This is a genomic window from Blastococcus sp. VKM Ac-2987 (assembly GCF_026967805.1).
In the GTDB taxonomy this organism is placed as follows: Bacteria; Actinomycetota; Actinomycetes; order Mycobacteriales; family Geodermatophilaceae; genus Blastococcus.
On the sequence record NZ_JAPVBG010000001.1, the window covers coordinates 867,848 to 892,981 of the forward strand.

Genomic DNA, 25,134 nt, shown 5'->3' on the forward strand with positions numbered 1-25,134 from the left:
GTTGCACCGGATAAGCGGCACGACCATCGGTACGCGTATGCGAGGGTGCGGAGGCGGCCGTTCCGCGGGATGACGAACTCGGCGGCCATACGAGGGCCGTGGTGAGCGGGGGGCTGTTAGACAGGTAGGTCTCGAGGCGCTTGGCCGGTACGCGCCGCTCGACATGGGTGACTATCCGTCGGGCGGCGTCCCCGCTAGCCCGGCGCTATCTCACGTGCCCCCCGGCCATTTTGATCCGCTTCGACGCCCCTAATCGACTTGACATATCCTTCTCGACCGGCCCACACGCCCCCATATGCGTCTCGAAAGCGGACCTCACAAACCGCCCGATCCGAAACGCTAACACCGTCGTACAATAAGCCGACATTGCCCTGATTCACATGGAACTCAATGGAACGGTTGGCGCCTGCCGCGACCGTACCTACCCGAACCTGCCCGACCCTTTGGGACCGCAGATAGGCAACCACAATAACCTCGAACACAGGTAGGGTACCTCCATTCGTAAGAATGGCATGCAGTTGCGCCTGCGCACCTGTGCGGCGGATCTCCCAACCGGACGCCACGACCGCCCGCGCCAACGCCTCAAGCTCGCGCCGGCGGAGATCCTCATTCGATCGACGGTAGTCTCGCACCTGCACTGCCGCTATCACGAGGCCTCCCCCCGTCGCTATCGCGCCAACATAGTCGCCGAGGACTCCGAACTTTAGACTCCCATACCAACCCGGGACAGACACATACAACTCCAAAAGGGCTCCAACAGCCATCCCAGCTAAGAAGGTGACTACGAAGCCGATGTGGCGCCTCCTAAGCATCCGTCGACCATCGGTCGACTGGCCGCGCCTCGTTCGATAGAAGTTCTGCGAACGCCGCGGACCACAACGCGAGTCCCGACGTTTTCCTATTGATTAGTCCGTAGTCGATCAACGCGTCAAGTTCCGTCGACGGCACACTATGGCCATCGACTGCGACATCACGGGCCGCCTGCAAAAGATCGTCCTCCTCCAACAGGACAAGCAGTTTTTTGAAGTAGGAGTTCAACGTGTCCCGCGACCGTTCGATTGCCTCCTCGTAGTGACAGCCCTCAGCCAACTCGAAGAGGAATGCCTCACTGAGGAAGGGGTGCCCCCCGGCTATTTCATCCAGTGAATCGGCCTCAGCCTTGGGCAGCCCCTCCTTCCAACGACGGGCAACCATTTCGGTCAACTCCGCCGGAGTAAAAGGTTTCACGTAGATGGCCTGACATACCCCTACCAGATCGGAAAGGTTGGGTATCTGCTTTTCAATGGAGGAGAGGCGGCGCCGGCAACACAGCAGAACGGTAAGACCGAAGTCGGAAGGTCGTGAGATTAGCTCCCTAAGCCGCCGGACAGATAGATTCGAACTTTCCATTCCGCGAACGGCGTCGAATTCGTCGATGACCATAACGTGACGTCGACCGTCTGCTGTGCTCGAACGAAGGAGCTCCTTCGTTCCAGTGAACGGCACAGCGGATGATCCTGCTTGTCGGAGACTCGGCAGATGGACGGTCTCGACCAATGCGTCGTAGATGGCATCAAAGAGCGTGAGATTCGTCTCCACGGAGCTCAGGTCAACCCAGGAGGCATTGATCTTCCGGTCACCCGACAACTGGTCTAGGAACAGTCTAGCAATTGAAGATTTTCCTATTCGCGGCTCTCCTACCAAGGCCCTACTGCTATAGCCAGCGCCAACCGTGCGATGCAAGAGCCCTAGTGTATTCTCCCTTCCAACGAATCTCTCCCCGGTGACGACGGTTCCGTACCCTGCATACGGGTTCACCGGACTGATGGCCACGCTCAACTTACGGCCATGGTGACTGGGCGATTCATTCGCAACCATTCCTCGAAGAGACCTACCCGAATACGTAACCGGTTCATGTGATCCCGCGTCAGAATTTCCCGCTCGATCATGTCCTCTATCAGCACATCCATGTCAGCCGATCCGCTCAGCCCCACCACAGAAAGATCGCTACGAGGCGCGCCTGTCAGCGGAGACGAATAAGCTGCGATTGCCGCGAGTATGGCCATGTAGTCTTGGCGGGCTGCGAGGCCAACCGACTCACCTGCCGCAGTGATAAGCGGATCGAAGCGTTCGATCGGCAACATGGCGGAACCATTCACTAAGGTTCGTACCACACTATCGATGTCGAACTCCGTGATTAGCGGCGCGCGTCTGTGGTTTAGGTGCCTCACTAGCTCATCGCACAGGATTTGAATAAACCAAGGACTACCCGCAGTCAGGCGGTAGATTTTGTCCAGTGATTTGCCACGATACCTAGACTTACCCTCAAGAAATATCGGTCTCTGGGCGAGCTCAAGAGCATCCTCTCTAGGGAGGTAGGAAATGCGCTCGTCGCGCGTAACCCCGAACTCGTTGGGAAATTCCTGCTTGAACCTAGGCATAGAATCCTGGCCAATGATGACCGCGCTGAAGAGTCGACTCTCCAATAGGGCCTTCCATTGCCTCATAAAGGACCGGTCGACGAGACCTTCGGAGATATACTCGTACATGTAGGTGAACTCGTCGACCAGGTAGACGATCCGGCCCGGCTGACCCGTCAGGGTCCCGAGAGCCTCCGTAGCAGACCTTAGGACGCGGCGGAACGCCTCGATCGGTGACTCCTTTAGGGCATCGCTAGTCGGCCACGATACATACTCGACAAAATTGTGGCGCCTCGCGGCCACCTCTAGCTCTTCTATGCAGGCGCGCAAGAAGCTTCTGTTCGCGGACTCGGCATCGATCTCCCCCAGCGTTACATTGACCGCAACGACTGGGGGCGAGAGACGTTGACTCACCTGCGATAGGACCGAAGACTTGCCCGACCGCTTCTGGCCATACAAGACAAAGCATTGGCCGGTGGGGCCCAGCGTCACCTGCGCCAAGATGTCTTCGAGCAGATCACGCCGGCCGAAGAACATGTGCGGGTCAGCGACGACACTCCCGCCCGAGTAGGGTTCATATGGGTTCGGATCGATCTTTGCGAAGTCTCGTTCCTCGTTCAAGCGGACCGCGAGCGAGAACGGCTTCTCCACGCCCTGAGAACCGCTCGAGGAGTACGTGACAACGCCGTCCAGGGTGAACGCCAGGTCTTTGACGTGTTCCTCAGAGGGGCGCAGCTGAAGGCGAACCTCCCGCACCGTCCCCGCGCGCATGACGTCGCCCACGGCCGTCTGCTTGATGAGCGCAATGCCGCTGCCTGCACTAACTCCAACCTCAACGTCCTCGATCGGCGGACTTCCAGGCGCAAGCTCCAGCTGCAGAGCAACTGTCACAGTGCCGTCTTCATCCAGGCGGTACTGGTCGTCGGCCAGAATGTTCTCAACGGTCAGCGCTGGCTTCGCATCGCTCAAGTACTTCTCAAAGGCAAACTGGACCCGCTCGCTAAGGTTCGCGACGATGGCGAGGATCCAGGACACCGAGAGCGCCGTCGGTTGCTGATCCATTCGATCCCTGAGCCGGTCCAACGCGGCCTTCGCCCGACTGAATGATGACACCCGTTCCGTGAAGTCTCTTTCACCCCAGTAGCGGGCCATGTCGCCGACGATCTGGTTGATCTCGAGAAGGCGTTGCCTATCCAAGGCGAATCGCGCACTCTTGGCAACATCGGCAAGCGTGCCGGCTATATCCTGCAGCCGCGAGAGGCTCAGCTCACCGATTATCTTGACGTCCTCGAGTCGAGCACTTTCAAGGACCTGACGGTCCCGTTCCAGTTGTGTGGTTGCCGAGAAGTCCGCACGGATTTGGAGCGTCGGCCTCTTGTTGCATATTTCAGTCCGCACGACGTCCTGAAGATTGCTGCTGCGGGTAACGTAGTAGGCTAAGTCATCCAGAAACGCCGACCATGCGGCGAGATTCCCCTCCAAACGTGCTCCAAGTTCGTGAAGCCTTTCCCGGTACACTGGATTCTCGGGAGTATCGCCGATGTAGGTCGACACTAATACCGGAGCATCGAGCAGAACCTTGTCCGGCGCTGCCAGGGCAAGCGCCTCGGTGGCATAGGCGCGTACTGTGTCCCGATCCGCACCGCCGATGGCTGCCGACTCCGCCATCAGGCTGAAGTATCGCCTCAACAGGTCGCTGAGCTGTACATCACCGGCTGCCTGTGGGTTCTGCCAGCACATGTATGCGAGCGTCAGGGCGACGTCGGCCCGTTCCCGCGGTCGCCGCCCTCTAATACGCGTCAGGAAATCGTTTACCTCCTGGAAGTCGCGCTCATCGTAATATCCTCGAGCTTTTGATCTTTCATCCGCTCCCACGAGTTGGGCACCCTCGAGCGCGTAGACGGCGAAGGGCGAGAGACCAGTGACGTAGCTTTGCAGACTTTGCAAGTCTGCCTCCGCCAGACCTTCGCTCAGAGAATTGGTGCGCTCAAGCAGTTGCGGCAGGGTAGCGTCGTTCGGGTACTCCTCGATCGCCTGCTTAAGCAACGCCTTCGCCGCGGGGATATCGTCCATGGCGATCAAGCAGAAGACATCTTGTTTGGTGAGACTCATACGCCGCTGGCGGTCGGATGACTCATAGAGGAGCGCAATAACCTCCCGCGCTTGCGGGTACTGACGCCCCTTGAGCAGAATGCTCAACCGCAGGTTGTCTACAGCCCGTGTCTCTCCCGCGAAGTCATTGCGATGCTTCTCGAGCAAGTGCAATGCTGGCTTCCACTCATCGAGACGGTTCAACAGCCAGGCGAGGTCCTTGATCGCACTGAGGCGGCGGGGGCCCTTATTGCTAATCTCGAGCTGGTAGAGTTGCTTGGCTCCGTTTAGTTCGCCAGCTCTCTCCAAACGCTTAGCTTCACCCCAGGCGGCGCCACCAGCATACGACCGCTTCTGGACATCCACGTCTGCCGCTGCCCTAGCCGCGCTCCGATTGGCGCGTTTAGTTCCAAAGTTACCTAATGGCTCAAGGGGGCGGAGGTCGTACGCGACCGTACGTTTTGCGCCAGCGGGCGTGATGCGCTTCTCGCTCGAGAATTCCACTCTTCCGCGCCACCCGGAGCGAAGGGCTTGTTGGAGCTGGTGATCGTCTAGGTTCTGTACTTCAAAGTAGTGCAGTTGGCCCGCGCCGTCCGCCAGGAAGCCGTGCCCTTTGGTGGAATCCAATCTCTGGACGTGACCACTGATTCTGTCCGGCGTCCGAGTCCGGTGAGTGTCCGTTGTTACCTCGGCGGCGGTGTTCGCTTTAACGCTTACTAGGTCGCCAGGTGGTCCACTGTTGTTCGGCGGAGTATGCGCGCCGCAACCGAGGTCCCTTCGGGAGAGAATTTGATTCACCATCAAGCTTTCCTGTGGCGTCAGAGCCCGCTGCTGTATAAGCGGAAGTAGCTCCCGCAGTAGGTTATCGGGAAGCACGTCGGATTGGATGGAGAATTGGGCGAAGAGGGCGGCCCAACTCGGGCCTGGCACGGTCGTTTCCGCGCGGCCCAGGTATTGCGCTAGATATCTCGACGCCACAATGGGGTCGTGCTCGTCGAAGAGCATCGCAGCAGCGCCGTACTCTGCGTCCGGATCTCCTTGAAGGGCCGCGTCTTCGAAGAGTGTGAGGGCATCATCTGCGCGCCCCCCAACGCGGGCGAGGCTGGCAGCCAAGGCCAATATATCCGGTCGATTCTCCCGTTCGGCAATCCAGGCGAGGCGTTCGACGTCCTGGGCACATCGCTCCGGCTCGCCAATCTTGATCGCATAGCGATAGCGGTTCATCGCCTTGACGATCTCTGCGCGGTCGTCAATCGAAATACCGGAAAGTTTGAAGTTTGGTGGGGCAGGAACCAAATGGATCAGCGTAGGGATGCCGGATTCGGGTAAAACCCGTTCGTTCTCCGCATGGTCATCCGGCCCTGGTCTGTGCGGGTGCTCGTGGGCATGCAACGCGGAAGGCTCTGCAGCTGCCACCGGATCATCAATCCGGGCTCCTGTCGTCGCCTGCGCCTCAGCTGCACTCTGCGGATCGGCTGAACCTGCCGTCGCCTGCGCCTCAGCTGCACTCTGCGGATCGGCTAAACCTGCCGTCGCCTGCGCCTCAGCTGCACTCTGCGGATCGGCTGAGCCTGCCGTATGTTCTCCCGGGTCCGGCACGGAGGGGCTTGATGAATGAGAGCGGGGGTTCGTGTCCCATAGGTCGCGGCCCGTGTCATCCTCGCTGTCCGGCGAATCTGGCAGCGGCTCCCGCCTCTGTCGCTGATTGTGATCAACGGTAGCGTGTGGGCTAGTGGTCCCGGTCGCCCTCAATGTGCTGAATGAGCTGTTGACCGGCGCAGAGTTAGCGGACAGAGACGGCATCTCGGATTCTCCGGGCATGGAGAATCCGAGCAATTCACCGGCGGATATTGCTTCTATCCCGTCCCCCGTGCGGACTGCTACAAGTTCCGGCTCAAGGTGGATGACGGAACCCTCCACGGCTCTGACCACGCCATCGGTCATATAGCGCAGGCGAACGGTCAAGCCGATTCCGGCGGATTTGAGGAAGAGGTCATACATAGCGGCCATTTTTAGCGGGTTCTCCGAGAGCCGGGATGGTCGGAAGCGCTCAGCGTCAGCACCGGAAGGGTAGTCGAACAAGGGGAGGGGGGCACACGGCATGTCGTCCATGGCCACCACTACGTACTTGCAGCGCTCCCCTCACAACGTCAACGCGAGTGACCGGAGCCAGACGCGGAGCCACGGTTGTTCGCTTGTATCACGCTCCATTGATCAACAGGGCTTATCGCTCGATCTGCCCGCCGAGGGGCGGCACGCCCGCCCATCGCTCACCTCGCAGACATGGCCACCTCTACGGTCGCCGCGGGCAACCTGGGGATACCGGCGCCACCGCGACAGTCCGTGTCGCTAACAATCGACCTCCTGCTGTCGAGGATCATCCCGTCCTGGTGCGTGACCTCACGAGGATTCAACTGATGCCCTTGCTGGTGTGAGTGATCTTGATGTGGCCGTTGCGCGCCCGCGAGCCGACCGGCGGCAGGTCAGGCCCCGTGCCTCGTCGGAGATCCAGTTCCCCAGTCCGACTCGTCCGTGTCGCTCCGCCCGGCAGCCCTCCCTGGGCGCATCCCCACGGACGAGGAGCTCGCACGGGAGCCAGCCGGAAGCATTGGACGCCCCAAGATCCTGAGTCATCACAGCTCCTGCATTTATGGTCTGGGAGCTCGTGGTGACGGGTTACAGGAGGATCCACAGCAGACTGAGGGCATGGGAACCAGCGGCACCCCTGAGTACCGGGAAGGAAGGCGGGCAGGCGAGCAACAACGCCGTCAGCGCCACCAGGAGACCGCAGTGAACCGCCCCCGTCCGGACCAGGCCGGCCCTGCGGCGGACGGGCCCGAACGCCGGACCGCCGCGACGACCTGCGGATGGTGCGGCGGACCGATCCCCCCGCACAGCCGCGGTCCGATCCCGAAGTGGTGTTCGGCCATCTGCCGGCACCGGGCCTGGAAGCAGAGCCGCGCGGCGAGCTCCGGCCGGACGGCAGTGCAGGTGGTCGAGCGGCGGGTCGAAATCCGTGTACCCCTCGAGCCGACCCGCCGTGACTAGCCAAGGTTGCTCGGTGAGCTTGCCGGTCAACTGAGAGACGGCCGCGTCTATGACCGGGACCTGCCCGACCTCGGCCGGGCACTGGACCCGGTGCTGCGGTCCTACCGGCGGCGCGCGCGGTGGAGCGGCGCACCTGACCTCCACTGAGTGCCCGAAGGGCGGAGCTCCTTTACTGCTCCTGTAGGGCACCGGCGTCCACGGTGACGTCGGGACGGTTGAGCGGGAGGCCAACGGGGGTGACGTAGGTGACGGGGCGGCGGCGACCCGACCAGCCCGACGTCACCCCAACCGGCGCGCCACTGGCCCTCGCTGGCGACATGACTTCCAGCTCTGCTGGACGGCAGTGCCCCTGGCCGCGCAGCACGCCCCGTCGAGGGGCGCACCGGTCCGGTGCGAGGGGTAAGGCGCCCGGTGACGCCCCCGCCGCATGCCCTTCGATGGCCGGCTCCACCTCTGTCACCCCCGTCGTCGGCTACTCGTCACAACGGATTGCGCAGTCCTGGATGCATAAGGTGTGTCGGCTCGTGATTTTGTCCGGTTCGGCAGTCGAGATGGCCGCGGAGAGCGCGCAGGCGAGGACGCATGTACGTAGCCGATCGGGTCGACCATGCGGAGGTCCGCTGACGGGGTGACGTGGCGCCGCACGCGGCGGCGACCCTGCCGAGGACGTGGGGTTGGACCCTTCGCTCAGGTGTTAGCGCACCAGCTCCTCACGGGCCAGCAACGGCCCCGTAGGCGGCGGCTGCCTGCATGCCTTCCGAGGTCAGGGTCGGATACTCCGCGACAACGTCCTCGGGGCTCATCCCGGCGGCCAGGCAGTCGAGCACCACGCTGACCGGCACGCGGGTGCCGGCGATCGAGCTCGGACAGCAGGGACTGGAGAAAAACAGGACCTTCGCCGGGCACTGTCACCAACCGGCCGGAAATGGCGCCTTCTCCAGGTGGGCGTGCGGCGCCGGACGCCGGCGCATGAGGCCACATGACGAGGAGGGCGAGATGGGCGACGCGCAGCGACCTCAGAAGCGGGTCTCCAGCGACCCGCTGCTGCTCACACCCGAGGAGGCCGCCAGGGTGCTCCGCCTCGGGCGCACGACGGTCTACGCGCTGATGAAGGCTGGCGACCTGCACCCCGTCCACATCGGCCGGAGCTGCCGCCTCTCCCGCAGCGAGCTCGAACGTTACGTTCGCGGCCTGGAAGCCCCCCGCACCGCTCCCCGTGCGCTGCGCCGTGCCCGGACCACCACGGACCAGCGCGGACTCTTCGAGCTCGGCCCGACGTCGCCCGATGCCGCATGAGTCCACAACCGCTCCGCCGGTGTCGGACCGCTCGGCCAGACTGACCCTCCAGTCCACGACCCAGGGGTGACCGATGGCGGGACGCGCCTCGAACGGCGAGTCGACGATCTACAAGGGCGCCGACGGCCGCTGGCACGGCTACGTCTCCGTCGGGTTCACGCTCGACGGCAAGCTCGACCGCCGGCACGTCAGCAGCAAGAGCCGCGGCGTCGTGGTCACGAAAATCCGTGAACTCGAGCGCAAGCGCGACTCCGGGACGGTCGGCGAGACGTCGACCCCGACCGTCGCCTGGTGGCTCGAGCACTGGCTGACGACCATTGCCCCGCGCCGGGTGCGACAGCGGACGCTGGAGAGCTACGAGTCGGCCGTCCGCAAGCACCTGATCCCCGGCATCGGCCGGCACCGCCTCGACCGGCTGCGGCCGGAGCACCTCGACCAGCTCTACACCGCCCTGCTGGACGACGGCTACTCCCCCGCCTCGGTGCTGCGGCATCACCGCATCCTGTCCCGTGCCCTCACCGTCGCCATGCAACGTGGCCACGTCGCCCGCAACGTGGCCGGGCTCGTCGATCCACCGGCTCAGAAGCAGAGCGACATCGCCACCGCCCTCGACCTCGGTGAGGCCCGCGCCGTCCTGGAAGCCGCGGCTCACGTGCGCAACTCCGCCCGCTGGACCGTCGCCCTCGCGCTCGGCCTGCGCCAGTCCGAGGCGCTGGCCCTGCAGTGGAAGGACATCGACCTGCTCACCGGCACGCTGACGGTCCGGCGCAGCATCCACCGGGTCCGCGGCGGCGGGCTGATCTACGAGGAGCCCAAGACCCGCCGCAGCCAGCGCACGCTCGCCCTGCCGATGCCGCTCGTCGCCTCCCTGCACGAGCACAGGGCTGTCCAGCTCGGCGAGCAGATGCTGGCCGGCTCCGAGTGGCACGACGAGGACCTGGTCTTCGCCCAGCCCAACGGCCGGCCCATCGACAAGAAGACCGACCACGACGACTGGACCCGGCTGCTCAAGGCGGCCGGCGTCCGGCACGTCCGGCTGCACGACGGTCGGCACACCGCGGCCACCCTGCTGCTGAGCGAGAACGTGCACCCGAGGGTGGTCATGGAGCTGCTCGGCCACAGCCAGATGCGCACCACGATGGACATCTACAGCCACGTCATGCCGGCCCTCGCCCGCGAGGCCGCCGACCGGATGAGCGCCCTGCTGCTGCCAGGTAAGGGTGGGCAAACTGCAACCAGAACTGCAACCAGGGACGACTCAGGCCGTCCTCCAGATGGAGAACGGCCTGGTCATCGGGGTGGAGCTGAGGGGACTCGAACCCCTGACCCCCACACTGCCAGTGTGGTGCGCTACCAGCTGCGCCACAGCCCCGAACCGGCCCGGTCTGGTGCGTCCGAGCCGGGAGTAACTGTACAACCCCACCCACCGGGACCGGCGGAGGGGGTCGGCGCCGCGCGGGGCGAGGCGAACCGGTGCTCAGACCTGCTTCATCTGCGCGATCCGCAGGTGGTTGCCGAAGGGGTCGCGGAGGCCGAAGTCGATGCCGTAGGGCTGGTCGACCGGCTCCTCGGTGATCTCCACGCCCTTCGCCACCAGATCGGCGTGCGTCCGGTAGGCGTCGTCGCAGGCGAAGAAGAGGTGCCCACCGGCGACCCCCTTGGCGATCGCCTCCCGGACCTGGGCTGCCGTCTCCTCGCTCATCGAGGGCGGCCCCGGCCGCTCCAGCAGAACGGCGCGGTCGGGCTGCCCGGGCAGGGCGACGGTGAGCCAGCGCATCGGGCCGAACTGCATGTCGGTCTGGACCTCGAACCCGAGCTTGCCGACGTAGAAGTCGAGCGCCTGGTCCTGGTCGGGCACGTAGATCTGGGTGATGGTCAGCGAGGTCAGCATGGGAGCGACGCTAGGGAGCCTCACTCCCCCGGCGCTTCTCCGAAACTGCTCGGCCGCAGCCAGGCCATCGCGAAGCAGGAGGGCACCGCCGGCAGCGGTCCGCGACGCCGGTAGGCGCTGGGCGGCTCGCCGACGACGTCGCGGAAGACGCGGCTGAACGTGCCCAGGCTGGAGAAGCCGACGTCCATGCAGATGTCGGTGACGCTGCGGTCGCCGGTGCGCAGCAGGAACATCGCCCGCTCCACCCGCCGGCGCTGCAGGTACCGCTTCGGCGTCTCGCCGAACGTGGCCCGGAAGGTGCGGATGAAGTGCGCCTCCGAGACGTGCGCGATCCGCGCCAGCGTCGGCACGTCGAGCGGCTCGGCGTAGCGGCGGTCCATGGCGTCCCGCGCGCGCAGCAGCCTCCGGGTCGCGTCCTCCGCGGGTCGGCTCACGCCGGGATGATGCCCGGCCCGGGCCTCAGATCTCGACGCCGCGGGCGGCCAGCCACGGGATCGGGTCGACCTTCTTGCCGCCCAGGCCACCCTTGTGCACCTCGAAGTGCAGGTGCGGGCCCGTCGACTGCCCGCGGTTGCCGAGCAGGGCGATCGTCTCCCCCGCCTCCACGTACTGGCCCGGCTGCACCAGGATCTTGTCCATGTGGCCGTAGACGGTGACGTCGCCGTTGTCGTGGAGGATGTAGACGGCCAGTCCGAAGCCGCTGGCGGCTCCCGCGCGCAGCACCACGCCGTCCACCGCCGCGTACTCCGGCGTGCGCATGGGCGCGGCCAGGTCGATGCCGTAGTGGAAGGTGCCCCACCGGCCGCCGTAGCCGCTGGTCAGCCGGGCCCCGGCGACGGGCAGGACGGCCTTGGGCCGGGCCGCCTCGGCGGCGGCCGCCGCCGCCGCGGCCTCGGCGGCCTCGCGCTCGGCGCGGGCGGCGCGGGAGGCGGCGACCTCCTCGAGCCGGGCCTCGGCCTCGGCGACCGAGATGGACGCCTGGGGCAGGACCTCGACACCCTCCTCGGTGGTCATCAGCACGTCGGAGGCCTCGATGACGGAGGTGGCCTCGGCCGAGGGGGCGCCCGGCAGGCTCACGCCCGCCGCGACGACGCCGCCGAGCAGCACCGCGGCGAGCAGCAGCGCGGGGCTCCGCCGGGCCTGCGCCTGGGCCGGACGGCGACGGGCGCGCCGCTCGGCGGCCCGACCGGCGGAGGGGTGCACCGCATGGAGCTGCTCCGTGCGGGCCTCCGAGCCGATCGCTGCGTGCATGCACCTGTCCGTCTCGCGTGGGGAAGTCGCGCGCCCTGGTCGGGCGGCGCCCATCGAAACATTCCGTGACGAGTCCGTGACCAGGCCACCGGCGCGTCGCACGGGACACGCCGCGCGAGCCGCACCACTTGCCCCGCAAGTCACACGCGTTACTGACAGCGGTGTGATTCCCCCCGGTGGCCGGCGCCGGATAGGCATCGGTGATCATGGACACGCGCCGCGGAAGGCTGGGGGGCGTTTCGGGGCCCCCGCAACGGGCATTCCCTTCCTTCCGGCGTGAAAGATCCGCGCCGGCCCGGCGCCTCCGCCTTCGCGAAGCGGCGCCGGACCTTGCGCGGCACCCGGCATCACCCGTGTACTGCTGACCTCCGGAGAACCGGAACCGGTCGGCCTGGTGCGGCGCGCTCAGGACAGAGAAGGAGGGACGCGATGTCACAGGCCGAGCTCCTGCCCCTGCGGGCACCCGACGGGACGGCTCCGGCCGGGCATCCGGCGGTTCCCGTCCCGGCCGCACCCAACGTGGTGGCCGCCGCCGACATTCACCCCCTCACCGATGCCACCCTGCCGCTGCACGAGGCGCAGCTCAGCGTCCCGACCTACGACCGGTCGGCGCTGACCCCGGCCGTCGTCCACTTCAGCGTCGGCGGGTTCCACCGGGCGCACCAGCTCCTGTACTTCGACGAGCTGGCCGAGCGCCGCATCAGCGAGGACTGGGGCGTCGTCGGGGTCGGCCTGCACAGCCGCACCATGAAGGACGCGCTCGCGCCGCAGGACCACCTCTACACGGTCGTCGAGCGCAGCCCGGACGGCGAGCGCGCGCGCGTCGTGGGCGTCATGGTCGGCTACCACTTCGCGCCCGACGACCCGGCCGCCGTGCTCGACCTGCTGAGCGACGAGCGCACGCGCATGGTGTCGCTGACCATCACCGACAGCGGTTACCGGCTCGACCCGCAGACCGGCTTGTTCGACCCCGACGACGACATCCGCCAGGACCTGGCGGAGCCGTCCTCCCCCAGCACCGTGTTCGGCTACCTCGTGGAGGCGCTCGACCGGCGCCGCCGGGCCGGCCTCGATCCGTTCTCCGTCGTCTCCTGCGACAACATGCACCGCAACGGGGACGCCGCCCGCGCCGCCGTCGTCGGGTTCGCCCGGCTGCGCGACGAGGTGCTCGCCCGGTGGATCGCCGACCGGGTGGCCTTCCCCAGCAGCATGGTCGACCGGATCACGCCGCACACGAGCATCGAGGAGCGGGCCGCGGTGGCCCAGCGCTACGGCGTGGACGACCGGTGGCCGGTGATCACCGAGCCGTTCTCGCAGTGGGTCATCGAGGACACCTTCTCCGCCGGCCGCCCCCCGCTGGACGCCGTCGGCGTCCGGTTCGTCCCGGACGTCGGCAGCTACGAGCTGATGAAGACCCGGCTGCTCAACGCCAGCCACTGCGCGCTGGGCTACCTCGGCTCCCTCGTGGGGTACGCCAGCCTCGACCAGGTGATGGCCGATCCCGTGCTCGCCGGCTACGTGGCCCGGCTCATGGACGTCGAGGTCACCCCGCTGCTGCCGCCGCCGGACGGCATCGACCTGGCCGAGTACAAGCGCACCCTGCTGCAGCGGTTCGCCAACCCGGCGATCGCCGACGGCCTGCCCCGGCTGTGCCGGCGCGGCTCGACCAAGATGCCCCACCACCTGCTGCCGTCGCTGCGCCAGGCGATCGAGGAGGGACGGCCGCACGGCCTGCTCACCCTCGCCGTCGCCGGGTGGTTCCGCTACCTGCGGGGCACCGACGAGGCCGGTCGCCGGCTGCCCGTCGAGGACGCCCTCGCCGAGCGGCTGCAGACCCTGGCCCGCGCCGGCGGCAGCGACCCGCGGCCGCTGCTGACCGAGACGTCGGTGTTCGGGGACCTCGGCTCCCACCCGGCCCTGGTCGCCGACCTGGCAGAGGTCCTGACCGCCTTCGACCGAGACGGCGTCCGGGGCACCGTGGCCGCCCGCACGCCCGGCCCCGCGGCTCTGCCGCGGTGACCACCCCCTCCACCACCCCGTCCCCGAAGGGAGCCCACCTGGTGCCGATCGTTCCGCCGACGCTCATCGAGCGGGTGCAGTACCTGCTCTGCGACGCCGACGGCAACCTCTTCCCCTCCGAGGAGCCGGCGTTCGACGCCTCCGCCGAGGTCACCAACGCCTTCCTCGCCGCCATCGGCATCGACCGCCGGTACACCGCGGACGAGCTGCGGCATGCGGCCACCGGCATGAACTTCCGGTCCACCGCCCTGGCGCTGGCCACCGAGGCCGGCGTGACCGACGTCGACGTCGAGCCGTGGGTCGTCGAGGAGCGCCGGGCCGTCACCGAGCACCTCGGCCGCACGCTGCGCCCGCACCCGCTCACGCTGGATGCGCTCGGCGCGCTGACCGGCCGGCTGGAGCTCGCCGCGGTCAGCTCCAGCGCGCTGTCCCGGCTGGCCGCGTGCTTCACCGCCACCGGCCTGGACGAGCTCATCCCGCCCGCGCGCCGCTACAGCGCCGAGGACTCGCTGCCGGTGCCGACCAGCAAGCCCGACCCCGCCGTCTACCGGCACGCCTGCGCCGACCTGGGCATCGCGCCCGAGCAGGGGCTCGCGGTGGAGGACGCCGTCGCCGGCGTGCGCTCGGCCGTGGGCGCCGGCTGCCCCACCGTCGGCAACCTGCTGTTCGTGCTCCCCGAGGAGCGCGCGGCCCGCGCCGAGGCCCTGCTCGCGGCCGGTGCCGTGACCGTCGTCGAGTCCTGGCAGGAGCTGGCCGACCTGGTCCTGCCCGTGCTCGCCGGCCGACCGGACTCCGACGACGACGCCCTGACGGGAGCCGCCCGGTGAACATCGTCTACGCCGCCTTCCGCGGGCACTTCTCCGACAGCCCCCGCGCGCTCTACGAGGCCCTGCGCGCGCAGGGCGTCGACGCCACCCACACCTGGCTGTCCGCGCCGCACACCCAGGCAGGTTTCCCGCCCGACGTCCGGACGCTGACCTTCGGCAGCCCGGAGTCGATCGCGGCGCTGGAGGGGGCCGACCTGGTCATCTCCAACGACCACATCCCGCTGGACTGGGAGAAGCGGCCCGGGACCACCTACCTGCAGACCTGGCACGGCACGATGCTCAAGCGCATCCACAACGACGTGCTCTGGGCGCCCGAGGGCCGGCTGGCCTACCTGGACCAGGACATCGCCCGCTGGGACCTGCTGCTGTCGCCGAACTCGGTCACTACCGAGCGGCTGCGCAAGGCGTTCGGTTACAGCGGCCCGATCCACGAGACCGGGCTGCCGCGCAACGACGTGCTTTCCAGCCCGCGCCGGGACGAGATCCGGGCGCGGGTGCGGTCGGACCTCGGCATCGGCGCGGACCAGACGGTGGTGCTCTACACCCCCACCTGGCGCGACGACCTGGTGTTCGAGGGCAGCGGCGAGCGGGACTTCGAGTTCCCGATCGACCTCGACGAGTTCAGCGCGCGCCTGGGCGAGGACCACGTGCTGCTGCTGCGGCTGCACAACATGGTCATGAGCCGGCTGGAGATCACCGACGGCTCGGCGGTCCGGGACGTGTGCAACCACCCCGACATCGCGGACCTCTACCTCGCCGCCGACATGATGGTGACCGACTACTCGTCGACGATGTTCGACTTCGCGGTCACGGGCAAGCCGCAGCTCTTCTACACCTACGACCTGGACCGGTACCGCGACCAGCTGCGAGGCTTCTACTTCGACCTCGCCGAGGTCGCGCCCGGTCCCCTCGTCGCCACCAGCGCCGAGCTGGTCTCGGCGATCGCCGACATCGACGCGGTCACCGCGGAGCACGCCGAGCGCTACGCCCGGTTCCGCGAGACCTTCTGCCACCTCGAGGACGGCGCCGCCACGCAGCGCGTCCTCGACCTGATCCTCCCGTCCGCGACCGCGTCCGGGCAGCACACCAGCACGACCACTGAAGGAGATGATGTCCGTGCGGACCGGTGACCACGTCCTCAACCCCGTTCGTCGGGGTGGCTCCCCCCTGTCGGCCCGCACGACGTCCCGACGGCTGCAGGCGCCCTCGGTGCAGGTCGTCATCCTGGCCGCGGGCATGGGCACCCGGCTCGGCCGGCAGGACCCCAAGCCGCTGACCCGGCTCGACGACGGCCGCAGCATCATGCAGCGGCAGCTCGACGGTCTGCGCACCGTCCTGGGCGCCGACGTGAGCGTGACCGCGGTGGTCGGCTACCGCAGCAAGCGGATCATGAAGGCCTCCCCCGACCTGCTGTTCACGTACAACCCCGACTTCGCCGTCACGAACACGTCCAAGAGCCTGCTCCGCGGGCTGCGGACCACCCGCGAGGGCGGGGTGCTCTGGCTCAACGGCGACGTGGTCTTCGACCCGGCGGTGCTCGAGGTCGCCCTCCCGTACATGGCGGCCGACCAGAGCTTCGTCTGCGTCGACACCAGCACGGTCGCCGAGGAGGAGGTCAAGTACACCCTCGACGGCGACGGCTACATCCGCGAGCTGTCCAAGATCGTCCGCGGCGGGCTCGGCGAGGCGGTGGGGATCAACTACATCTCCTCGGCCGACAAGGCCACGCTCGTCGAGCACCTCGAGCAGTGCTCGCACGAGGACTACTTCGAGCGGGGCCTGGAGACGGCGATCGCCGAGCGCGGCCTGCGGGTCCGGCCGGTGGACATCTCCGCCTACGCCGCGGTCGAGGTCGACTTCGAGGGTGACCTCCAGCGGGCCAACACCCTCTTCGGCACCGAGGCGCCGAACATCGCCGCCGAGGTCGGCTGACCTCCGGGGACCGCCGTCAGGCCACCGGCACCGGCCGGCCGGCGGCGGTCCCCGCCGGTGCGGTGTCGGCTTCCCGGAACCGGCGCACCGCCGCGATGCCGCCCACCACCAGCCCGAGACCGAGGGTGGCCAGCAGCCCCACCGCGATGCGGGCGGCCGGCTGCGGCCCGGCGGAGAGCACGTTCGCCGACCACAGCACGTCGACGTCGGGCAGCCCCTGCACCAGCAGCAGCCAGCCGGTGACGACGGCCAGCAACCCGGTCATCGCCCCGCGGCCGCGCAGCGCGGCGCGCACCCCGAGGACGGCGCACAGCAGGGTGGCCGCGGCCGGCAGGAGCGCCGAGACGACGGCGCCCGCGTGCGAGCCGGTGGTCACCGACGGCGCCGGGGTGGCCAGCGCGTGCCACAGCGCCGCGAGCGCCCCCACGGCGAGCAGCCCGCCCAGCAGGCGCGAGGTGCGGGCCACGAGCCCGGCGGCCACCGCCGTCAGCAGCACGGCGGTTACCAGCGGCCACACGACCCACGGCGAGGGCGGGGGGCTCCAGGTCAGCACCCCGGCGACCTCTGCCTCGGTGCTGCCGTGGCGCAGCGGCACGATCCACTCCGACACCACGTGCTCCCGGGTCGGGTCGGCGGCGACCTGCGGCGGCAGGAGGTCCTGGCTCATCCAGTGGGTGCGGTGGTCGTGCCAGACGTACTCCGGCTCCGTGGAGATCCGCTCCCACCGCGGGGTGGCGTCGGGGTCGGCGGAGTCGGGCAGCGTCGTCCGCCCGTACCGGTCGAGGTTGATGTACGTCGCCGGGCTGTGCGCGTTGCGCCAGACCCCGTCGGGGCCGATCCGGAGGTAGGGCTCGTCGGAGTACCCCGGCACCACGACCTCGGTGCCGGACCCGTTGACCAGCTCCAGCTCGTCCCCGAACTGCAGGACGCGCACGGTGATCCCGGGCAGCTGCGGGGTCACCGCGACCACGCGGCCGTCGAAGTCGCTGCCGGCCGCCTCTCCCCCGACGTGCGCCGAAGCGGGGCCGGCCAGGGCCAGCAGGGCGAGGACGCCGGCCAGGACGGTCAGGAGCCGGGCCGGCACCCGGCTCACGCGCCCGTCACCAGCCGGAGGTCGCCGGCGATGTCCTCGGCCGTGTTCCCCGCGTCGAAGGCGACCCGCGCCTCGTCGTCGGTTCCGTACAGCAACAGCAACGTCGAGTGCAGCCGGCCCTCGTCCTCGGCCATCTCCACACCGGCCGAGAGCTGCGCCTGGTCGATCGCGTCCTGGTCGCCGGTGAGGCCGACGAACGAGGTCGCCAGGTCGGCGTCGAACCGGTCCAGGTACTCCCCGAGCACCTCGGGGGTGTCGGTCGCCGGGTCGGTGGTCACGAAGACCACCTGCATCTGCTCCACCAGGGCCGGGTCGACCCCGCGCAGCGCCACCGCGACGTCGGCCATCGTGGTCGGGCAGATGTCCGGGCAGTTGGTGTAGCCGAAGAAGAGCAGCGTCGGGCGGCCGGCCGTGGCGGCCCGGAAGTCGTACGGCGCACCCGTCGTGTCGGTGAGCGTGAACGTCGGCTTGCGGTAGGACTCGGGCAGGTCGATGCCGGCGTACCGGTCCTCGGGGCCCTCGACCACGGCCGGCGCGCCCGCGGAGTGGTCGTGCGCCTCGGTGCCGCCGTCGGCCGCGCCCCCGCAGCCGGCCAGCAGCAGCCCGGTGGTCAGGAGCAGTGCCGGAACGGCCCGGCGGGGACGGCGGCGGACGGCTGCGATCACGAGGACACGGTACGTCGGTGGGCGCGCACGCCGAGGACGACACCGGCGAGCGCCACGAACAGCGCCAGGATCGCGAGGAACAGCGCGAGGGCGGCCGGGCCGGCGGTGTGCTCGCCGGCGTCGGCGGTGTCCGCGGCGGCCGCGGTCTCCTCCGTGCCGGCGTCGTCGCCGGCCTGCCCGGCTCCCAGGGCCAGCACCGGGGCGGGCCGCTCGGGCTCGTCCTGCCCGGCGACGGTCGGCTCGATCCAGGCCGCTTCGCTACCGTCGCTGTAACTCTGGATCGCCGGGAAGCTCAGCTGCTCGCCGTCCAGGAAGGGCCCGCCGGAGAGCGCGAACTCCTGGAACTGGCCGGGTGCGATGCCGCCGCCCTCGTCGGCGCGGTACTCCACCACCGAGACGTAGGAGCTGATCTCCTGCCCGTGCACCTCGACCGGCTCGGCCAGGTCGGCGGTCGTGGTGGTCACCGTCCAGCCGGGCAGCGGCTGGGCCCGCAGCGAGCCCATGGCGGACTCCTCTGGGATCTGGATGCGCAGCGCGACCGTGCTGGCGGTGTCGCTCTCGTTGGGCACGCGGAAGGTGAGCTTGCCGTAGCCGCCGGGCGCGGCGTCGCCGGAGGAGACGGTGACGTGCGCGGCGGCGGACGTGGCGAACGCCACGGCGGCCGCGCCGGCCACCAGGGCGGCGACCAGCAGCACGGCCAGCCGGTGCAGCGGGCGGGTCGGGGACATCGAACTCCTGTTCATCGGGAGGTGGAGCGGTCAGGGGCGTCAGCGCACCGGGAAGTCGGTGGCGGCGCTGAGCGCGGTGAACTCGTCGAGCCGGACGGTGACGGTGAGGGTCCAGGTGCCGGCTCCGGGGATGGCCATCCCGTCGCCCACGAAGTGGCCGGGCCCGGCCGGGGCGAGGTCGACGTCGAGCGGGCCGATCTCCTGGCTCCGCTCGGTGAGCGTCACCCGGATCTCGGCCGGCTGGGTGAGCCGACCGGCGTCGTCGAAGAGGTAGACGTGCAACGCGTTCTCGCCGGGGCGCGCGGGGTCGACCGACACCTGCACGCTGCCCGACGCCGCGCCTGCGCCGCCCTGCAGCGGCAGCACGGTCTCCACCGGCTGGGCCAGCGCCGTGCGCGCGGGCGGTGTGGCGACCAGCACCGCCGACAGCGCCAGCACGACCGCGGCCACGCCGGCCTCGAGCAGCACCGAGCGGCGCAGCGAGGGCAGGTGGTCGATGGCGTTCTCGGCCTGCGCGCGGTCCCGCTCCGCGGCGGCGGCGATCTCCTCGGGCGCGGCCCCACCGCGGGTGGTCCCGGCGGTGGCGGCGGCGAAGGCCTGCGCGGTGACCGTGCGGCGCCGCCGGGGCCGGCGGACGCCCAGGCGCTGCTGCACCCACACCCGCGACACCCCGGCCGCGGCCAGGAGGAGCACCACGAGCAGCAGCTTGACCGCGAGCAGCTGCCCGTACGTCGTCTGCACCAGGGCGGTCGGGGAACCGACCTCCCGCACCGACTGGACGATGCCCGACACCACCAGCGCCACCACCGAGCCGAAGGCCAGCCGGGAGAACGCGGGCAGGACGGCGGCCACCTCGCCGGGCGCCGTCCCCGGCCGCACCACCGCGGCCAGCAGCCCGGCGAGCCCGCCCAGCCAGATCGCCATCGCCCCCACGTGCACGGCGGCGACCAGGACGGCCGGCACCGGCCACGGTCCGGCCACCGGGTGGCCGACCGCGGCGGTCGCGAGCACCAGACCACCCCCGAGGACGGCGGCCGCGGCGGTCCAGGCGGCGGACGTGGGGCCACGCCAGATGCGGCGCAGCACCACCAGCAGGGCCAGGGCCAGGGCCACCCGGGCCAGCGCCGCCCAGCCGACCCCCGAGCGCGCCGTGGCGCCGAGCAGCGCCGGGTCGGCGATCGCACCGAGCCCGGTCCCGGCGGCGTACGGGCCCTGCAGCAGGAAGGTCGCCAGCGCGGAGCCGGCGACCGCGACGGCGCCGCCGGCGGCCATCCGCCGCAGCCGGTCCGGACCGCGGCCGGCCGGCCGGCAGGTGAGGACGAGCGCCGGGACGCCGAGGGCGAGGGCGAGCCCCGCGTACCCGACCCAGCGCGCGACCGGCAGCAGCACCCCGACGACGGGGTCGGTGCTGCCCGCCTGGTCCTGCGCGGCGGCGGTCAGCAGCTCGCCGTCGCCGACGGCGAAGGAGAAGGCCCCGGAGACGGGGTGCGAGTCGGCGGAGATCACCCGGTAGGTGACGAGGTACCCGCCGTCGGGCAGGTCGCTGCGCAGCGGGATGGTGACCTCGTCGCCGTCGACCGAGGCGGACCCGGTGTCGACCCGCTGCTGGTCGGCGCCGAGCACCCGCGCGTACCCGGCGCCCAGCGCGACGCCCTCGCTGAAGCGCAGCGTCACCTCCCCGGGTGCGGCGTCCACGCGGGCGCCCTCGCCGGGCTCGGTGGCGACCAGCGTGGCGTGCGCGGCGGCCGGGCCCGCCGTCCCGATCCCGGCCCCCAGCCAGCCGGCGACCAGCAGGAGGAGCAGCAGCGCCGAGCGCCTCACGCGGCCACCCGCCGGTCGCCCACCGCGGGGAGCGGACGGCCCCGGCGGCCGCGCCACGCCAGCGTGGCGACGAGCACGACGCCCGCCACGAGGAGCAGGTGGGCCAGCGCCCGGTCGGCGTGCACGTGGCCGGCCTGCAGGTCGGCGACCGTCACCGGCAGCAGCAGCGCGGTGAAGGAGCCGAGGAACGGCAGCGCACCCGCGGCCAGCCGCGGGCCCGCGGCGACGGCGAGGAACGCCGCGGCCACCGCCAGGTTCCAGGCGCCGCTCTCCCGCGCCATGTGCACCGGGGCGCTCATGGCGCCGGCACCGGAGACCAGCACCGGCCAGGACAGGGCCGCCTGCGCGACGCCGACCGCGAGCAGCACCAGCCGGAGCGCGGTGTCCGCCAGCCGGGCGCGGGCGGCAGACCGGGCCCCGGGCAGCTCGCGGGGCAGGGCTCCGAGGATGGCGACGGTGAGGTCGGGCACCGGCGGGGCGGGGGCCAGCCGCGCGCGGCGGGTCACCCGCTCCGCGGCGGCCGCCCAAGCGGTGCACCCCGGGCACGCCGCCAGGTGCCGGTCGAGCTCGTCCGCAGGCACCCCCGACGGCTCGCCGTCCAGGCGCGCGGAGAGCGCTTCGCGGCAGGTGTGGCAGGACATGGTTGATTAGTCGCCGCCGGACGCCGTCCGGTTCCCGGCTCCCCCGGTGACCTGCGTGACACCCTGACGAGGACATGGACGACCTGGCCCGCACCGCCGCGGACGCCGCCGACGGCGATCCGCTCGCCGCGGCCACCCTCGTCCGGGAGACGCAGTCCGACGTCTGGCGGCTGTGCGCCGCGCTCGGCGACCGCGAGTCCGCCGACGACCTCACCCAGGAGACCTACCTCCGGGCCTTCGGCTCCCTGCACCGGTTCGAGGGCCGGTCCTCCGTGCGCACCTGGCTGCTGGCCATCGCCCGCCGCGTCTGCGCCGACTCGCTGCGCTCCCGCCGCCGGCGCCGGCTGTCGCTGGTCCGCGAGACGACCGACCTGGAGCTGCTGGCCGCGCCCGGCCCCGGGGACACCGTGGCCGAGGGCGCCGCGGTCAGCGACCTGCTGGGCCGGCTGGCGGCCGACCGGCGGGAGGCCTTCGTGCTGACCCAGCTGCTGGGGCTGTCCTACGCCGAGGCGGCGGAGGTGGCGGGCTGCCCCGTCGGCACCATCCGGTCGCGGGTGGCGCGGGCACGCGCCGACCTGGTGGCGTCCCTCGGCAGCGGTGTCGCGGACGGCGGACGGGGCGATGCCGCGCACAGCTGACCGGCTCCAGGGTCGCCCGCGGGGGCCGGTCCGGGTGCGCCGCCGGTGGTCCGTCCCACCTGGTGGACCGAATTGACGCCTAAGTGCATCGATCTGGTAGACATATCGCCGTGACACGGTCGACGGCGCTCCTCCTCGTGAGCCGCCTGCACGTCGACCTGCTGCGCGTCTGCACCGCCGCCTGTCCGGGGTCCTGATCCGCCGCGCCACCTCGTGGCGCCGTTCGAACCCCCAGCCAGGCCGCTCGCCGCGGCATCCGTGAGACCGGAGCCCCTTCCCCGTGAAGACCTTGATCCTGCTCGCCCTCGCCGGCCTGGGCGCCCAGCTCGTCGACGGCAGCCTCGGCATGGCCTACGGCGTCACCTCGACGACGCTCCTGCTGGCGATCGGCACCAACCCGGCGGCGGCCTCGGCCACCATCCACCTCGCCGAGATCGGGACCACGCTGGCGTCCGGGCTCTCGCACTGGAAGTTCGGCAACGTCGACTGGAAGGTCGTCGCCAAGGTCGGCGTGCCGGGAGCGGTCGGCGCGTTCGCCGGCGCGCACTTCCTGTCCAGCCTCTCGACCGCGGTCGCCGCCCCGGTCATGTCGCTGATCCTGGTCTCGCTGGGCGTCTACATCCTGGTGCGCTTCACCCTCCGGGGCATCGACCGGCGCAACCTCGGCAAGCCCGTCCGCGCCCGCTTCCTGGGCCCGCTCGGCCTGGTGGCCGGCTTCGTCGACGCCACCGGCGGCGGCGGGTGGGGCCCGGTCGGCACGCCCGCGCTGCTGGCCAGCGGCCGGATGGAGCCGCGCAAGGTCATCGGCTCGATCGACACCTCGGAGTTCCTGGTCGCGCTGGCCGCCAGCGCGGGCTTCCTGGTGGCGCTCGGCTCGCAGGGCATCGACATGCTGTGGGTGGCCGGGCTGCTCGCCGGTGGCCTGGTCGCCGCCCCGATCGCCGCCTGGCTGGTCCGGCACATCCCGCCGCGGCTGCTGGGCTCCCTGGTGGGCGGCATGATCGTGCTCACCAACGTCCGCACGCTGCTGCGCAGCGACTGGGTCGACGCCGGCGTCGCCACCAGCACCGTCGTCTACGCGGTGCTCGCCGCGATCTGGGTGGCGGCCGTCGTCCACTCCTACCGCCAGTACCGCAAGGACAAGGCGGTGGAGTCCGCCGACGCCGTGGCGGAGGTCGCCGAGCGCAACGTGGTCGCCGACGTGACCCTCACCGAGGACGAGCCGGTCGGCGCCGGCCGGCCCAGCGCCCCGCGCGACTGATCCCCCGGCGCCGGGGTCACCGCGCCGGCAGGAGGGCCGCCTCCAGCTCGGCGGGGAGACCGGGGCCGGGCTGACCGGCGGGGCGGTGGGCCGGCGGCGCGAGCCGGCCGGAGGTCCGCAGCCACTCCCAGGTGTCGGCCACCGTGCGCTCCAGCGCCCGGGTGGCGAGGCCGAGCTCGACGGCCCGGGAGGTGTCGACGTCCCAGGCCGTCCGCGCCGTCTCCTGCCGCAGCCACAGCGGGAGGTGCACCCACTCCTGGACGCCGGCGGCGAGCAGGTCGGCCTCGGGCACCGGCGCCCACTGCGCGCTGCCCCCGGTGACGGTGCGGCAGAGGTCGAGCAGCCCGCCGAGCGTCGTCATGCCGGTCGGGCCGGTGGCGTTGACGGCGCCGGTGCGGCCCTGCTCGGCCATCTCCACCAGCCACGCCGCCAGGTCGCGGGCGTCGACCAGCGCGATCGGCTGGGCCAGGCCCTCGGCCGGGACGACGACCCGCCCGCCCCGGGCGATGCGCTCCAGCCACCAGCCGAGGCGCCCGACCGCTGCGGCGAGCTCCCGCTCGGCGGACGCCTGATCGGCCCGTACTCGTCGTCCTCGGTGTCCCAGGTCGGCTCGCCGGCCTCCGGGCCGACGGGGCCCGGAGGCCAGTTCCGGTAGGCGTTGAGGCTGCTGACGAAGACGTAGGCGCCGACCCCGCCGAGCACGGCGGCGGCGTTGCGGGCGGCGGCGCGCGTCTGGCAGGAGGTGTCGACGACGAGCTCGGGCGCCCACTCCCCCAGCGCCCGCGGCAAGGCGCCGGGGTCGTCCCGGTCGCCGTGCAGGTCCCGGGCACCCTCCGGCGGCGCGCCGGTCACGCCACGGGTGAGGGTGGCGACGTCGTGACCGCGGGCGAGCGCCGCGGCGGCGACGTGCCGGCCGAGGAAGGAGGTGCCGCCGAGGACGAGGAGCCGCATGCGCCTCAGCTCAGCGCAGCCGCTCCCCCGTCGTCCAGCCGGTTCGCGGTGGGCGTACCCGCGGCAGAACCCTCACACGGCCCGGCTGGCCGGCAGGTCGGGGACCTGCGGCAGCGGCGTGGAGCGGGCCGCGGCGAGGACCATCTGCGGCGACGGCGGCAGGCCCCGGCGGGTGCACAGCCGCAGCGCCCGGGCACCGGTCAGGACGTCGGTCTCCGGCGGGACGACGAGCAGGTCGGCCCGTCGGTTGCCACCGGCCCACGTCAGGCAGACGACCTGCGGGTCCATGCTCCGGAAGCCACCCGCCCGGACGGTGCGGCCCTGCACCTCGAGCTTGCGGGGCGCGGGCTGCCAGGCGTCGAGGGCGTAGGTGAACCGCTCCACCCGCACGCCGTGCCGGTCCAGGGCGGCGATCAGCTCGGGCAGCTCCACCGCGAGGTCCCGGCTGCGCGGGAACCAGGCACCGTCGAAGGCCGAGCCCCCCGAACCGGCGTCGGCGCGCAGGCTCACCCGGACGTCGATCCCGCCCCGGAAACCCTCGGACACCGGAACCGTGCGGGTGGTCGTCGCCATCAGCGTTCG

Annotated in this window: 21 protein-coding genes, 1 tRNA gene and 1 pseudogene; 8 read left to right on the forward strand and 15 right to left on the reverse strand. The window is 70.4% G+C overall.

The features are described from left to right. Positions 1-804 precede the first annotated feature (804 nt). The 3 genes from O2W17_RS04225 to O2W17_RS22270 form a co-directional block, all read right to left on the reverse strand. Positions 805-1,812, reverse strand: a complete 1,008-nt coding sequence (locus O2W17_RS04225; RefSeq protein ID WP_269191148.1) for an ATP-binding protein — start codon at positions 1,810-1,812, stop codon at positions 805-807. Positions 1,813-1,814: 2 nt separating this feature from the next. Then, the gene (locus tag O2W17_RS04230; RefSeq protein WP_269191149.1) at positions 1,815-6,491 is read right to left on the reverse strand and encodes a hypothetical protein; all 4,677 of its coding nucleotides are present in this window, start codon (positions 6,489-6,491) and stop codon (positions 1,815-1,817) included. Positions 6,492-8,248: 1,757 nt separating this feature from the next. Next, entirely contained in the window at positions 8,249-8,428 is a 180-nt protein-coding gene (locus O2W17_RS22270) for a DUF433 domain-containing protein (protein WP_442864536.1), read from the reverse strand. Between the two features lie 106 nt (positions 8,429-8,534). Between O2W17_RS22270 and O2W17_RS04235 the strand changes: the two genes are divergently transcribed. Then, positions 8,535-8,834: a helix-turn-helix domain-containing protein gene (locus O2W17_RS04235; RefSeq protein WP_269191150.1), complete on the forward strand. Its 300-nt coding sequence runs from the start codon at positions 8,535-8,537 to the stop codon at positions 8,832-8,834. A 73-nt stretch (positions 8,835-8,907) separates the two neighbouring features. Next, a pseudogene (locus tag O2W17_RS22275) lies at positions 8,908-9,981 on the forward strand (site-specific integrase); the annotation flags it as partial. 152 nt (positions 9,982-10,133) lie between these two features. Here the strand turns inward: O2W17_RS22275 and O2W17_RS04240 are convergent. The 4 genes from O2W17_RS04240 to O2W17_RS04255 form a co-directional block, all read right to left on the reverse strand. Next, positions 10,134-10,206: transfer RNA gene (locus O2W17_RS04240), tRNA-Ala, on the reverse strand. A 105-nt stretch (positions 10,207-10,311) separates the two neighbouring features. Continuing rightward, positions 10,312-10,725, reverse strand: coding sequence for a VOC family protein (locus tag O2W17_RS04245; protein WP_269191151.1), 414 nt, complete (start codon positions 10,723-10,725; stop codon positions 10,312-10,314). 20 nt (positions 10,726-10,745) lie between these two features. After that, on the reverse strand, positions 10,746-11,159 hold the full coding sequence (locus O2W17_RS04250; RefSeq protein ID WP_269191152.1) for a helix-turn-helix domain-containing protein: 414 nt from the start codon (positions 11,157-11,159) through the stop codon (positions 10,746-10,748). A 25-nt stretch (positions 11,160-11,184) separates the two neighbouring features. Further along, positions 11,185-11,976, reverse strand: a complete 792-nt coding sequence (locus O2W17_RS04255; protein ID WP_269191153.1) for a M23 family metallopeptidase — start codon at positions 11,974-11,976, stop codon at positions 11,185-11,187. Between the two features lie 429 nt (positions 11,977-12,405). Between O2W17_RS04255 and O2W17_RS04260 the strand changes: the two genes are divergently transcribed. Genes O2W17_RS04260 through O2W17_RS04275 form a run of 4 tightly spaced genes read left to right on the forward strand, consistent with a single transcriptional unit; the run spans position 12,406 to position 16,754 of the window. Beyond that, a complete protein-coding gene (locus O2W17_RS04260; protein ID WP_269191154.1) occupies positions 12,406-13,995 on the forward strand; it encodes a mannitol dehydrogenase family protein in 1,590 nt (529 codons plus the stop codon). Positions 13,996-14,036: 41 nt separating this feature from the next. Beyond that, complete coding sequence (locus O2W17_RS04265; RefSeq protein WP_269191155.1) at positions 14,037-14,822, forward strand: HAD family hydrolase; 786 nt, start codon at positions 14,037-14,039, stop codon at positions 14,820-14,822. Beyond that, on the forward strand, positions 14,819-15,952 hold the full coding sequence (locus O2W17_RS04270; RefSeq protein WP_269191156.1) for a CDP-glycerol glycerophosphotransferase family protein: 1,134 nt from the start codon (positions 14,819-14,821) through the stop codon (positions 15,950-15,952). Before O2W17_RS04265 ends, O2W17_RS04270 begins: the two co-directional genes overlap by 4 nt. Continuing rightward, positions 15,939-16,754 (forward strand): phosphocholine cytidylyltransferase family protein, encoded by an 816-nt coding sequence (locus O2W17_RS04275; protein ID WP_269191157.1) that lies wholly within the window; start codon positions 15,939-15,941, stop codon positions 16,752-16,754. Before O2W17_RS04270 ends, O2W17_RS04275 begins: the two co-directional genes overlap by 14 nt. A 16-nt stretch (positions 16,755-16,770) precedes the next feature. Here O2W17_RS04275 and O2W17_RS04280 read toward each other — a convergent pair whose 3' ends face one another. Genes O2W17_RS04280 through O2W17_RS04300 form a run of 5 tightly spaced genes read right to left on the reverse strand, consistent with a single transcriptional unit; the run spans position 16,771 to position 21,702 of the window. Then, the gene (locus tag O2W17_RS04280) at positions 16,771-17,847 is read right to left on the reverse strand and encodes a hypothetical protein (RefSeq protein ID WP_269191158.1); all 1,077 of its coding nucleotides are present in this window, start codon (positions 17,845-17,847) and stop codon (positions 16,771-16,773) included. Beyond that, a complete protein-coding gene (locus O2W17_RS04285) occupies positions 17,844-18,512 on the reverse strand; it encodes an SCO family protein (protein ID WP_269191159.1) in 669 nt (222 codons plus the stop codon). The genes O2W17_RS04280 and O2W17_RS04285 overlap by 4 nt, the downstream gene beginning before the upstream one ends. Next, entirely contained in the window at positions 18,509-19,240 is a 732-nt protein-coding gene (locus tag O2W17_RS04290; protein WP_269191160.1) for a YcnI family copper-binding membrane protein, read from the reverse strand. The genes O2W17_RS04285 and O2W17_RS04290 overlap by 4 nt, the downstream gene beginning before the upstream one ends. Positions 19,241-19,279: 39 nt before the next feature. Next, positions 19,280-21,061, reverse strand: a complete 1,782-nt coding sequence (locus O2W17_RS04295; RefSeq protein ID WP_269191161.1) for a copper resistance CopC/CopD family protein — start codon at positions 21,059-21,061, stop codon at positions 19,280-19,282. Then, positions 21,058-21,702: a zf-HC2 domain-containing protein gene (locus O2W17_RS04300; RefSeq protein ID WP_269191162.1), complete on the reverse strand. Its 645-nt coding sequence runs from the start codon at positions 21,700-21,702 to the stop codon at positions 21,058-21,060. Before O2W17_RS04300 ends, O2W17_RS04295 begins: the two co-directional genes overlap by 4 nt. A 74-nt stretch (positions 21,703-21,776) precedes the next feature. Between O2W17_RS04300 and O2W17_RS04305 the strand changes: the two genes are divergently transcribed. Beyond that, positions 21,777-22,340, forward strand: coding sequence for a sigma-70 family RNA polymerase sigma factor (locus O2W17_RS04305; protein WP_269191163.1), 564 nt, complete (start codon positions 21,777-21,779; stop codon positions 22,338-22,340). Positions 22,341-22,620: 280 nt separating this feature from the next. Then, positions 22,621-23,601 (forward strand): sulfite exporter TauE/SafE family protein, encoded by a 981-nt coding sequence (locus O2W17_RS04310; RefSeq protein WP_269191164.1) that lies wholly within the window; start codon positions 22,621-22,623, stop codon positions 23,599-23,601. A 16-nt stretch (positions 23,602-23,617) separates the two neighbouring features. Here the strand turns inward: O2W17_RS04310 and O2W17_RS04315 are convergent, their stop codons facing one another. From O2W17_RS04315 to O2W17_RS04325, 3 genes are all read right to left on the reverse strand, one after another. Beyond that, positions 23,618-24,013: a hypothetical protein gene (locus O2W17_RS04315; protein ID WP_269191165.1), complete on the reverse strand. Its 396-nt coding sequence runs from the start codon at positions 24,011-24,013 to the stop codon at positions 23,618-23,620. Next, entirely contained in the window at positions 23,959-24,552 is a 594-nt protein-coding gene (locus tag O2W17_RS04320; protein WP_269191166.1) for an NAD-dependent epimerase/dehydratase family protein, read from the reverse strand. Before O2W17_RS04320 ends, O2W17_RS04315 begins: the two co-directional genes overlap by 55 nt. 72 nt (positions 24,553-24,624) lie before the next feature. Then, positions 24,625-25,125 (reverse strand): DUF5994 family protein, encoded by a 501-nt coding sequence (locus O2W17_RS04325; protein ID WP_269191167.1) that lies wholly within the window; start codon positions 25,123-25,125, stop codon positions 24,625-24,627. Positions 25,126-25,134 lie beyond the last annotated feature (9 nt).